10 protein-coding genes are annotated in these 11554 nt (G+C 63.4%); 7 read left to right on the forward strand and 3 right to left on the reverse strand.

Annotated elements, in window-relative coordinates; all coding sequences use genetic code 11:
* Positions 1-235: 235 nt before the first annotated feature.
* The 7 genes from pcaR to pcaC all read left to right on the forward strand — a co-directional run bounded on the left by pcaR (position 236) and on the right by pcaC (position 8328).
* Positions 236-1045, forward strand: coding sequence for a pca regulon transcriptional regulator PcaR (pcaR, locus tag PP4_RS04695; protein ID WP_033732052.1), 810 nt, complete (start codon positions 236-238; stop codon positions 1043-1045).
* Between the two features lie 424 nt (positions 1046-1469).
* Positions 1470-2816 (forward strand): MFS transporter, encoded by a 1347-nt coding sequence (locus PP4_RS04700; RefSeq protein ID WP_016498119.1) that lies wholly within the window; start codon positions 1470-1472, stop codon positions 2814-2816.
* A gap of 263 nt (positions 2817-3079) precedes the next feature.
* On the forward strand, positions 3080-4282 hold the full coding sequence (pcaF, locus tag PP4_RS04705; protein ID WP_016498120.1) for a 3-oxoadipyl-CoA thiolase: 1203 nt from the start codon (positions 3080-3082) through the stop codon (positions 4280-4282).
* A gap of 185 nt (positions 4283-4467) precedes the next feature.
* On the forward strand, positions 4468-5757 hold the full coding sequence (locus tag PP4_RS04710) for an MFS family transporter (RefSeq protein ID WP_016498121.1): 1290 nt from the start codon (positions 4468-4470) through the stop codon (positions 5755-5757).
* 9 nt (positions 5758-5766) lie between these two features.
* Positions 5767-7119: a 3-carboxy-cis,cis-muconate cycloisomerase gene (locus PP4_RS04715; protein WP_016498122.1), complete on the forward strand. Its 1353-nt coding sequence runs from the start codon at positions 5767-5769 to the stop codon at positions 7117-7119.
* Between the two features lie 11 nt (positions 7120-7130).
* Positions 7131-7922 carry a 3-oxoadipate enol-lactonase gene (gene pcaD / locus PP4_RS04720; protein ID WP_016498123.1) on the forward strand — a complete coding sequence of 264 codons (792 nt, stop codon included), beginning with the start codon at positions 7131-7133 and terminating at the stop codon, positions 7920-7922.
* 10 nt (positions 7923-7932) lie between these two features.
* On the forward strand, positions 7933-8328 hold the full coding sequence (gene pcaC / locus PP4_RS04725) for a 4-carboxymuconolactone decarboxylase (RefSeq protein ID WP_016498124.1): 396 nt from the start codon (positions 7933-7935) through the stop codon (positions 8326-8328).
* A gap of 95 nt (positions 8329-8423) precedes the next feature.
* Here pcaC and PP4_RS04730 read toward each other — a convergent pair whose 3' ends face one another.
* The 3 genes from PP4_RS04730 to PP4_RS04740 form a co-directional block, all read right to left on the reverse strand.
* On the reverse strand, positions 8424-8948 hold the full coding sequence (locus PP4_RS04730) for an Mpo1 family 2-hydroxy fatty acid dioxygenase (protein WP_016498125.1): 525 nt from the start codon (positions 8946-8948) through the stop codon (positions 8424-8426).
* A 132-nt stretch (positions 8949-9080) separates the two neighbouring features.
* Entirely contained in the window at positions 9081-10004 is a 924-nt protein-coding gene (locus tag PP4_RS04735; protein WP_016498126.1) for a LysR family transcriptional regulator, read from the reverse strand.
* Between the two features lie 202 nt (positions 10005-10206).
* A complete protein-coding gene (locus PP4_RS04740) occupies positions 10207-11463 on the reverse strand; it encodes an OprD family porin (protein ID WP_016498127.1) in 1257 nt (418 codons plus the stop codon).
* Between the last annotated feature and the right edge of the window lie 91 nt (positions 11464-11554).

Consider the following 11554-nt stretch of genomic DNA (forward strand, 5'->3'; position numbering starts at 1 on the left):
AAAGGCGAGGCCGTTGCCTGGGGACTTCTACGGTGGGTACCTGACCAGTCTCTCCAAAGAAGCCACAAGTGGCAGGAGAAAGGTATAAGCAAAAGTGTCAGCGGTCAATTGCGATTATCGGCCGTTTGTTCGATAATCGCACGAACGGGCGTTTTTTTTGAGGTGTGCGATGAGTGACGAAACCCTGGTCAACGATCCGGTCAATCCAGAGCCGGCGCGACCCGCTTCGGCCGCCATGGCGCCGCCGATCGTGGCTTCTCCGGCCAAGCGCATCCAGGCGTTTACGGGGGATCCCGACTTCATGACCTCCCTGGCACGTGGCCTGGCCGTGATCCAGGCCTTTCAGGAGCGCAAGCGCCACCTGACCATCGCCCAGATCAGCCACCGCACCGAAATCCCTCGCGCAGCGGTGCGCCGTTGCCTGCACACGCTGATCAAGCTGGGTTACGCCACCTCCGACGGGCGTACCTATTCGCTGTTGCCCAAAGTATTGACGTTGGGGCATGCCTACCTGTCGTCGACGCCGCTGGCGATTTCTGCCCAGCCTTATCTGGACCGTATCAGTGATCAACTGCACGAAGCGGCCAACATGGCCACACTCGAAGGCGACGACATTCTTTATATAGCCCGTTCGGCCACGGTGGAACGGCTGATATCGGTCGACCTGTCCGTTGGCGGGCGCCTGCCGGCCTATTGCACATCGATGGGGCGCATCCTGCTGGCGGCGATGGACGACACCAGCCTGCGTGAATACCTGGAGCGTGCCGACCTGAAAGCGCGCACCAGCCGTACGCTGCATGACCCTGAGTCACTGTTCGCCTGCATCCAGCAGGTGCGCGCCCAGGGCTGGTGCGTGGTGGACCAGGAGCTGGAGCAGGGGCTGCGTTCGATTGCCGTGCCGATCTACGACGCGTCGGGGCAGGTGTTGGCGGCGCTGAACGTGAGCACCCATGTGGGGCGGGTGACGCGTAGCGAGCTGGAACAGCGCTTCCTGCCGATCCTGCTGGCGGCCAGCCGGGACCTTTGCCATCAGTTGTTTGGCTGAGATTGCAGGGGCCGCCAAGCGGCCCAATCGTCGGCAAGCCGAACTCCCACGGAAACTGTGAAAGCTGCGAATACGCAATACCTGTGGGAACTGGCTTGCCGGCGAATGGGGCGCAAAGCGGCCCCCTTTCACATTTAGAACAGGCAAAACGGTTTCTTGTGCGATAAACGCACAGTGTCGCTCCGGGCGAATTGCGCCACCGCCGCCCGCTGATTAATGTCTCTCGCAACGGTCGGCCAAGCCGACCGAACAAAAAATACAAGAGGCACTTACCATGAATACTGTCCACTTATTGCTGCGGCCGCACCCGCACGCAGTACCGTTGTATCCAGGCTGACGCAGGCCATATTCCCCAATCATCGTCCCCTGTACCGGTTGCCCGTGTGCAGTGGTCTGGCTGTGCCCTACATTCTGGATAACAACAATGAACCAAGCACAAAACAGCGTCGGCAAAAGCCTCGACGTCCAGTCGTTCATCAATCAGCAGCCGCTGTCCCGCTACCAGTGGCGGGTCGTGTTGCTGTGCTTTCTGATCGTCTTCCTCGACGGCCTGGACACGGCCGCCATGGGCTTCATCGCCCCGGCGCTGTCGCAGGAGTGGGGCATCGACCGGGCCAGCCTCGGCCCGGTGATGAGCGCCGCATTGATCGGCATGGTGTTCGGTGCCTTGGGCTCCGGGCCGTTGGCTGACCGCTTCGGCCGCAAAGGTGTGCTGGTGGGCGCGGTGCTGGTGTTTGGCGGTTTCAGCCTGGCCTCGGCCTATGCCACCAACGTCGACCAGTTGCTGGTGCTGCGCTTCCTGACTGGCCTGGGCCTGGGTGCCGGCATGCCCAATGCCACCACGCTGCTGTCCGAATACACCCCCGAACGCCTCAAGTCGCTGCTGGTGACCAGCATGTTCTGCGGCTTCAACCTGGGCATGGCCGGTGGTGGCTTCATTTCCGCCAAGATGATCCCGGCCTATGGCTGGCACAGCCTGCTGGTGATCGGCGGCGTGCTGCCACTGCTGCTGGCGCTGGTATTGATGGTGTGGTTGCCGGAGTCGGCGCGGTTCCTGGTGGTGCGCAATCGTGGTACCGACAAGATCCGCAAGACCCTGTCGCCCATTGCGCCACAGGTGGTGGCCGAGGCGGGCAGCTTCAGCGTGCCAGAGCAAAAGGCCGTGGCCGCGCGCAGCGTGTTTGCGGTGATTTTCTCCGGCACTTATGGCCTTGGCACCATGCTGCTGTGGCTGACCTACTTCATGGGCCTGGTAATCGTCTACCTCCTGACCAGCTGGCTGCCAACCTTGATGCGTGACAGCGGTGCGAGCATGGAGCAGGCCGCGTTCATCGGTGCGCTGTTCCAGTTCGGCGGCGTGCTGAGTGCGGTGGGTGTGGGTTGGGCCATGGACCGCTACAACCCGCACAAGGTAATCGGCATTTTCTACCTGCTGGCCGGGGTGTTCGCCTACGCGGTAGGGCAGAGCCTGGGCAACATCACCGTGTTGGCCACCCTGGTGCTGATTGCGGGTATGTGCGTGAACGGTGCTCAGTCGGCGATGCCGTCGCTGGCGGCGCGCTTCTACCCGACCCAGGGCCGTGCCACGGGTGTATCGTGGATGCTGGGTATCGGCCGCTTCGGTGCGATTCTCGGGGCCTGGAGCGGCGCGACGCTGCTGGGGCTGGGGTGGAACTTCGAGCAGGTGCTTACCGCGTTGCTGGTGCCTGCGGCGCTGGCGACCGTAGGTGTGATCGTGAAAGGGCTGGTCAGCCACGCCGACGCGACCTGAGGAGCGAGGGCCGCTTTGAGGACCATTCGCAGCACAAGGCTGCTCCCACAGGGGGAGCAGCCTTGTGTCGCGATAGGGCTGCTCAGCAGGCCCGGCATCCAGATAAGTAGCAGCGCAACAAATGGTTCGATAACCGCACGAATAGTCGATTATCGGATTGTAAGCCTACCGCCACTCTCCTTAATCTGAGCTCATCGAAGCACCCTGACCAGTAGCCTCCACACGTACCGCCGCGGCCTATGGCCAGTGGCAGGAGAAGCCTAATGCGCGACGTATTTATCTGTGACGCCATCCGCACCCCCATCGGCCGCTTCGGCGGCGCCTTGGCGGGTGTGCGTGCCGACGACCTGGCTGCCGTGCCGCTGAAAGCGCTGATCGAGCGCAACCCTGCGGTGCAGTGGGACCAGGTTGATGAAGTGTTCTTCGGCTGCGCCAACCAGGCCGGTGAAGACAACCGCAACGTGGCGCGCATGGCGCTGCTGCTGGCCGGCCTGCCGGAGAGCATCCCGGGCGTCACCCTGAACCGCCTGTGCGCGTCGGGCATGGATGCCATCGGCACTGCCTTCCGCGCCATCGCCAGCGGCGAAATGGAGCTGGCGATTGCCGGCGGCGTCGAGTCGATGTCGCGCGCACCGTTCGTCATGGGCAAGGCTGAAAGCGGCTATTCGCGCAACATGAAGCTGGAAGACACCACCATCGGCTGGCGCTTCATCAACCCGCTGATGAAGAGCCAGTACGGTGTGGACTCCATGCCGGAAACTGCCGACAACGTGGCCGACGACTACCAGGTTTCGCGCGCTGACCAGGACGCTTTCGCCCTGCGCAGCCAGCAGAAGGCTGCAGCCGCCCAGGCTGCCGGCTTCTTCGCCGAAGAAATCGTGCCGGTGCGCATTGCCCACAAGAAGGGCGAAACCATCGTCGAGCGTGACGAGCACCTGCGCCCGGAAACCACGCTGGAGGCGCTGACCAAGCTCAAGCCGGTCAACGGCCCGGACAAGACTGTCACCGCCGGCAACGCCTCGGGCGTGAATGACGGTGCTGCGGCGCTGATCCTGGCGTCGGCGGAAGCGGTGAAGAAACACGGCCTGACCCCGCGTGCCCGGGTACTGGGCATGGCCAGCGGCGGTGTTGCACCACGGGTGATGGGCATCGGCCCGGTACCGGCAGTGCGCAAGCTGACCGAGCGCCTGGGTGTGGCGGTGAGTGATTTTGATGTGATCGAGCTCAACGAAGCCTTTGCCAGCCAAGGGCTGGCGGTACTGCGTGAGCTGGGTGTGGCCGACGATGCGCCGCAGGTGAACCCGAATGGCGGTGCAATCGCCCTGGGCCATCCGCTGGGCATGAGCGGTGCGCGCCTGGTGCTGACTGCGCTGCATCAGCTGGAGAAAAGTGGCGGGCGCAAGGGCCTGGCAACCATGTGCGTGGGTGTCGGCCAAGGTCTGGCGCTGGCCATCGAGCGGGTGTGACCTTACCGGCCTCTTCGCGGGTGAACCCGCTCCCACAGGGATCCACGCAACCCCTGTGGGAGCGGGTTTACCCGCGAAGAGGCCGGACCTGTCAGACGTAGGGCCAATTGCCAGCCAGATAGCGGAACGAGTGTGTTACCAGGTATGTCTAGACTTACCTAGGACCCTCCAGGAGTAAAACCGTCATGACCTCAACCTATTACACCGGCGAAGAACGCAGCAAGCGCATCTTCGCTATCGTCGGTGCCTCATCAGGCAACCTGGTGGAATGGTTCGACTTCTACGTCTACGCCTTCTGCGCAATCTACTTCGCCCCGGCCTTCTTCCCCTCCGACGACCCTACGGTGCAGCTGTTGAACACGGCCGGTGTGTTCGCCGCAGGCTTTTTGATGCGCCCCATCGGTGGCTGGATCTTCGGCCGCCTCGCAGACCGCCATGGTCGCAAGAATTCCCTGATGATCTCGGTGCTGATGATGTGCTTCGGCTCCCTGATGATCGCCTGCTTGCCCACCTACGGTAGCATCGGCACCTGGGCCCCCGCACTGCTGTTGCTGGCCCGCCTGATCCAGGGCCTGTCGGTGGGTGGCGAATACGGCACCACCGCCACCTACATGAGTGAAGTGGCCCTGCGTGGGCAGCGTGGCTTCTTTGCCTCGTTCCAGTACGTCACCCTGATTGGCGGCCAGTTGCTGGCCGTGCTGGTGGTGGTGATCCTGCAACAGTTGCTGACTGAAGATGAGCTGCGTGCCTGGGGCTGGCGTATTCCATTCGTGGTAGGGGCCATCGCCGCGCTGATCTCGTTGATGTTGCGCCGCTCGCTGCACGAGACCAGCAGCGCGGAAACCCGCAACGACAAAGATGCAGGCACCATCAAGGGCCTGTTCCGCAACCATGCGGCGGCCTTCATCACCGTGCTTGGCTACACCGCCGGCGGCTCGCTGATCTTCTATACCTTCACCACCTACATGCAGAAGTACCTGGTCAACACCGCGGGTATGACGGCGAAAAACGCCAGCTACGTGATGACCGGCGCGCTGTTCCTGTTCATGGTGGTGCAGCCGTTCTTCGGCATGCTGTCCGACCGCATCGGCCGACGTAATTCGATGCTGCTGTTTGGCGCGCTCGGGACCTTGTGCACCGTGCCGCTGCTGATGGCGCTGAAAACGGTCACCAGTCCGTTCATGGCCTTCGTGCTGATCAGCCTGGCGTTGTGTATTGTCAGTTTCTACACCTCGATCAGCGGCCTGGTGAAGGCCGAGATGTTCCCGCCGCAAGTACGTGCGCTGGGTGTAGGCCTTGCCTACGCAGTGGCCAACGCGGCATTTGGCGGCTCCGCCGAGTACGTGGCCCTGGGCCTGAAGACCCTGGGCATGGAAAACACTTTCTACTGGTACGTGACGGCCATGATGGCGATTGCCTTCCTGTTCAGCCTGCGCCTGCCGAAGCAGGCCGCGTACCTGCACCACGATGACTAAGGACGTGGCATGACCAACCAACTGTTCGACGCCTACTTCACCGCGCCGGCCATGCGCGAGATTTTCTCCGACCGTGGCCGCTTGCAGGGCATGCTCGATTTCGAAGCCGCGCTGGCCCGTGCCGAAGCTGCTGCGGGGCTGGTCCCGCACAGCGCCGTGGCCGCCATCGAGGCGGCATGCAAGGCCGAGCGCTATGACGTGGGGGCGCTGGCCAATGCCATCGCAACCGCTGGCAACTCGGCAATCCCGCTGGTGAAGGCGTTGGGCAAGGTGATTGCCAGTGGCGTGCCCGAGGCCGAGCGCTATGTGCACTTGGGCGCCACCAGCCAGGACGCGATGGACACCGGTCTGGTGTTGCAGTTGCGCGATGCCCTCGACCTGATCGAAGCGGACCTGGGCAAACTGGCCGATACCCTGTCGCAGCAGGCATTGAAGCACGCCGATACGCCAATGGTGGGCCGCACCTGGCTGCAACACGCTACCCCGGTGACCCTGGGCATGAAACTGGCTGGCGTGCTGGGGGCATTGACCCGCCACCGTCAGCGCCTGCAAGAGCTGCGCCCGCGCCTGTTGGTGCTGCAGTTCGGCGGCGCCTCGGGCAGCCTGGCCGCTCTGGGCAGCAAGGCGATGCCGGTGGCCGAGGCCCTGGCCGAGCAACTGAAGCTGAGCCTGCCCGAGCAACCCTGGCACACCCAGCGTGATCGCCTGGTGGAGTTTGCCTCGGTGCTGGGCCTTGTGGCCGGCAGCCTGGGCAAGTTCGGCCGCGATGTCAGCCTGCTGATGCAAACCGAGGCGGGGGAGGTGTTCGAGCCTTCTGCACCAGGCAAGGGCGGCTCCTCGACCATGCCACACAAGCGCAACCCGGTGGGCGCTGCGGTGCTGATCGGTGCCGCGACTCGCGTGCCGGGGCTGGTATCGACGCTGTTCGCCGCCATGCCCCAGGAGCACGAGCGCAGCCTGGGCCTGTGGCATGCCGAATGGGAAACCCTCCCGGACATCTGCTGCCTGGTCTCCGGCGCGCTGCGCCAGGCCCAGGTCATTGCCGAGGGCATTGAAGTAGACGCAGCGCGCATGCGCCGTAACCTCGACCTGACCCAAGGGCTGGTGCTGGCAGAAGCGGTGAGTATCGTCCTGGCCCAACGCCTGGGCCGCGACCGTGCCCACCACTTGCTGGAGCAATGCTGCCAGCGAGCCGTGGCCGAACAGCGGCACCTGCGTGCGGTGCTGGGTGATGACCCGCAGGTCAGTGCCGAGCTGTCTGCCGAAGAACTTGATCGCCTGCTCGACCCTGCCCATTACCTGGGCCAGGCCCGCGTCTGGGTGGCGCGCGCCGTATCCGAACATCAACATTTCACTGCCTGAAGGAGACTGCTGTGGCGCATTTGCAACTGGCCGATGGCGTTTTGAACTACCAGATCGATGGCCCGGAAAACGCCCCGGTGCTGGTCCTGTCCAACTCGCTGGGCACCGACCTGGGCATGTGGGACACCCAGATTCCGCTGTGGAGCCAGTACTTTCGCGTGCTGCGCTACGACACCCGTGGCCACGGCGCATCGTTGGTCACCGAAGGCCCTTACACCATCGAACAGCTGGGCGGTGACGTGCTGGCCCTGCTTGATGGCCTGGACATCCAGAAAGCGCATTTCGTCGGCCTGTCGATGGGTGGCCTGATCGGCCAGTGGCTGGGCATCAACGCCGGTGACCGCCTGCACAGCCTGACCCTGTGCAACACCGCCGCCAAGATCGCCAGTGACGAGGTGTGGAACCCCCGTATCGACACCGTGCTCAAGGGTGGCCAGCAGGCCATGGTCGACCTGCGCGATGGCTCTCTCGCCCGCTGGTTCACCCCGGGCTTCGTCCAGGCCCAGCCTGAGCAAGCCCAGCGCATTTGCCAGATGCTGGCGCACACCAGCCCGCAAGGTTATGCCGCCAACTGTGCAGCGGTGCGTGATGCCGATTACCGTGAGCAACTGGGCCGCATCCAGGTGCCGGCGCTGATCGTTGCTGGCACCGAAGACGTGGTCACCACCCCTGAACATGGCCGCTTCATGCAGGCCGGTATCAAAGGTGCCGAGTACGTCGACTTCCCGGCAGCGCACCTGTCCAACGTCGAAATCGGTGAGGCGTTCAGCCGCCGCGTGCTCGACTTCCTGCTGGCTCACTGAGGACCACGCCATGGATGAGAAACAACGTTACGACGCGGGCATGCAAGTGCGCCGTGCGGTACTTGGCGATGCCCACGTGGACCGCAGCCTGGAAAAGCTCAATGACTTCAACGGCGAGTTCCAGGAGATGATCACCCGCCACGCCTGGGGTGATATCTGGACCCGCCCTGGTCTGCCGCGCCATACCCGCAGCCTGATCACCATCGCCATGCTGATCGGCATGAACCGCAATGATGAACTGAAACTGCACCTGCGCGCCGCAGCCAACAATGGCGTGACCCGTGAAGAGATCAAGGAAGTGCTGATGCAGAGCGCAATCTATTGCGGCATCCCGGCGGCCAATGCCACGTTCCACTTGGCTGAGTCGGTGTGGGATGAGCTGGGTGTAGAGTCTCGACAGCAGTAAGGCCAGCACTGGCCCTATCGCCGGCAAGCCAGCTCCCACAGGGATTGCGCTGCCCTGCGGCCTGATGCAATGCCGGCGACAGGGCCATGCAATGTTTACATGACCGTGTTCTTCTGACGCATGGCTACAGGGCCTGCGTTGTTTTCTACGGCCTGTTTCAGGGCCGGGCACAGGCCCAGCATGAACGCTGCTTCTGCCACCACGAACAGCGGCCCGATGATCAGGCCGCTGACATCGTCGACAAATGCAGGTTTGCGGCCTTCGTAGTAATGGCCGACAAACTGGATGATCCAGCCCACCACGAATGCCACCAGCCCGGCGCTGAGCCACAGTGTTGTTGTCTGTACGGCCAGCACCTGGCCGACCCACAGGCACAGGCCCAGCAACAACCCCATCACCAGGCCGAAGCGCAGGTCCAGGCGCAGGTAGAACCACACCGAAGCCGCCGCTGCCAGCAGGGCAGGGGACAGCCACATGCCAGCTATTTCCCAGCCTGGGCGTGACAGCAGAATGGTGACTGCCAGCACGATAAGCGGGATGCCGACGAAGTGGGTGGCGATGTTGCGTGGGTCGCGGTGGTAGCTGGCGTATTGGCTCAGGTGGTCGACGAGGGTTTTCATTGTTGTGCCTCCCTGGTGTGCCCGGTCTAGGTGTATTGCCATTACCGGCCCTTTCGCGGGTTCACCCGCGAAAGGGCCGGTACTGGCAACCCATATAGCTCAGGATAGCCCGCAGCCACCACTATCATCAGCTCAGCGAATGGCAGCAGCCCGCACTGGCGTATCCAGCCCCACCAGGGTCTCGATCATCGCCCGCGCCGCCGGCGACAACCGGTAACCGCTACGGCTGACCACGCCGCAGCGCACGCTCAGTACCTCCAGTGCCGGCGGCAGGTTGCGCCAGTGCAGGCGCACCAGTGTGCCGGCGGCCAGGTCTTCGGCCACGGCCTCCTCGCTGGCTGTGCCAATGGCGTCGCTGGCCTGCACCACGCTGCGCAGTATCGCCAGGTGCTCGGTCTGCAGGTGCGGGATGAAGTCGCTGCGCCCGCTCAGGTTGGCCAGGCGCTTGCGCACGCCGGGGGCGAGCAGGGCGCTGGCCAGCGGGTAGCTGAACAGGTCGTTGGTCGACAGGCTGTCCTTGGCCAGCAACGGGTGGCCAGGCCGGCAGAAGAACAGGCCGGGCCGTGGCGACAGGGGCTCGGTGTGGAAATTGGGGTCGGCTTCGAACGGTCGGATATCGTCGACAAAAAACTCGATCTGTTCACGGCGCAGGGCCTGCCCCAGGCGTTCGGCATTGTCTACCAGCAGCGAGGTGCGGATGCCCGGGTGGCGTTCGATGAAATGGCGCAAGGCGTCGGGGACCAGGCGCACGGCCAGCGCCGGGCCACTGCCGAAATGCAGCTCGCCGGCGTCGAGCTTGGTCATTTGCAGTACTTCGTTGCTCAGTTGCGCGGCACCCTGCACCAGGCGGCGGGCGTGCTGCAGTACCACCAGGCCCTCGGGGGTTGGCAGCAGGGCTTTGCTGGCGCGGTCCACCAGCGGGCAGCCGAACGTGTGTTCCAGGCCCTGGATGGCGCGGCTGAAGGCGGGTTGGGTGATGCCCATGGCCTCGGCGGCACGGACAAAACTGCGGTATTCGGTGAGGGCGATGAAGTAGCGCAGCTGGCGGAGGTCCATGTCACGGCTCTGGGGCGGGAATCAGGGCCCTATTCAAGCTGTTACAGCTTATGTCGTCCAAGAAGGTTTATGGATTTGGTTATTTCTTTTGGTTATTTTCAAGGGCTTCTGGCCTCTTCGCGGGCATGCCCGCTCCCACAGGTAGGGCGCTGAATTCAAGGCTGGTGCAATCCCTGTGGGAGCGGGCGTGCCCGCGAAGCATTCAAAGGAGATTCAGCGGGTAACTCACGATCAGCCGGTTCTCATCAAAGGCGTTGGTGCTGAAGTCCCGGCGCATGGTGGAGTTGCGCCATTTCACCGACAGGTCCTTCAAGCTCCCCGACTGCACCACATAGGCCAGTTCGGTCTCGCGAGCCCATTCCTTGCCATCATCCACGCTGCCCACGGTGACGTTTTCACCCTTGATGTAGCGGTTCATCAGGGTCAGCCCAGGCACGCCAACGGTAGCGAAGTTGAAGTCATGGCGCACTTGCCAGGAACGCTCCTTGGCATTGTCGAAGCTGGAGTTGTAGCTGTCGTTGGCCAGGGTGCCGCCGCTGGTACCGTTGACCCGCATCCACGCGTCGTCGCCGCTGACCTTTTGCAGGCCGACGTAGAAGGTGTGGCCCTGGTAACGTGCCGAAAGCATGGCCGAGGCGGTGCGGTTATCCAGCTTGCCGGCGCGCTCTGCGCCGTCTTCCTTGCCGATGAAGTAGCCCAGGTTGGCGCCCAGGGTCCAGTCGCCCAGCGGCTGGCTGTGCGTCAGGTTGAGGTATTGCTGGCGGTAGATGTCCTTGAGCTGGGCATCCCACAGGCCGATCATGGTGCGCTTGTCGTTGAAGGTGTACTCGCCACCGCCGAAGTTGAAACGATCGGAGGTGAACGCGCCTTTGCCGTTCATCGACATGTCTTCCATGCTGGCGTCGTTGCGCGGGCTGTTACCGCGGAACTGCCCGGCGTACAGCGTCAGGCCGGCAATTTCCTTGGAGGTCAACTGGCCACCGCGGAAGGTTTGCGGCAGCGAGCGGCCATCGTCCGAGCGCAGGATGGGCAGTACCGGCATCCATTCACCGACTTTCAGCTCGGTTTCGGACAACTTGGCTTTCAGTGCCACACCCAGGCGGCCGAAGTCATCGGCCGGGCGGCCGTCGTCATGCACGGGCAGCAGGTGTGTGTTGGTGGTGCCTTTGCCGCCGTCGAGCTTGACCGAGTACAGGCCCAGCACGTCCACCCCGAAACCGACGGTGCCTTGGGTGAAGCCGGAGCGGGCGTCAAGAATGAAGCTTTGCGTCCATTCTTCGGCCTTGCCCTGCGGGTTGGCCGGGTCGACGAAATTGCGATTGATATAGAAGTTGCGCAGGTTGAGGGTGGCCTTGGCGTCTTCCATGAAACCACCTTCGTTGGCGGCGAACACGGGGAGGGCGCAGGACATGGCCAACAGGCCGGGCAGCAGCTGGCGTGCGGGTTGCAAAGTGCTCATCTGTCGTGGATCTCTTGTTTTTATGGGGCGAGCCGGTGCACTGCTGGATCAAGCCTGCAGGTGCGGGTCTTTTTTTTGATGAACTTGGGCA

This window comes from Pseudomonas putida NBRC 14164 (genome assembly GCF_000412675.1).
Lineage (GTDB): Bacteria > Pseudomonadota > Gammaproteobacteria > Pseudomonadales > Pseudomonadaceae > Aquipseudomonas > Aquipseudomonas putida.

What these genes read in the sequence shown, in the direction of transcription:
- pcaC (WP_016498124.1), top strand. Translation starts at nt 7,933, where the DNA reads ATGGATGAGAAACAACGTTACGACGCGGGCATGCAAGTGCGCCGTGCG.
- PP4_RS04710 (WP_016498121.1), top strand. Translation starts at nt 4,468, where the DNA reads ATGACCTCAACCTATTACACCGGCGAAGAACGCAGCAAGCGCATCTTC.
- PP4_RS04735 (WP_016498126.1), bottom strand. Translation starts at nt 10,004, where the DNA reads ATGGACCTCCGCCAGCTGCGCTACTTCATCGCCCTCACCGAATACCGC.
- PP4_RS04740 (WP_016498127.1), bottom strand. Translation starts at nt 11,463, where the DNA reads ATGAGCACTTTGCAACCCGCACGCCAGCTGCTGCCCGGCCTGTTGGCC.
- pcaF (WP_016498120.1), top strand. Translation starts at nt 3,080, where the DNA reads ATGCGCGACGTATTTATCTGTGACGCCATCCGCACCCCCATCGGCCGC.
- pcaR (WP_033732052.1), top strand. Translation starts at nt 236, where the DNA reads ATGGCGCCGCCGATCGTGGCTTCTCCGGCCAAGCGCATCCAGGCGTTT.
- PP4_RS04730 (WP_016498125.1), bottom strand. Translation starts at nt 8,948, where the DNA reads ATGAAAACCCTCGTCGACCACCTGAGCCAATACGCCAGCTACCACCGC.
- PP4_RS04715 (WP_016498122.1), top strand. Translation starts at nt 5,767, where the DNA reads ATGACCAACCAACTGTTCGACGCCTACTTCACCGCGCCGGCCATGCGC.
- PP4_RS04700 (WP_016498119.1), top strand. Translation starts at nt 1,470, where the DNA reads ATGAACCAAGCACAAAACAGCGTCGGCAAAAGCCTCGACGTCCAGTCG.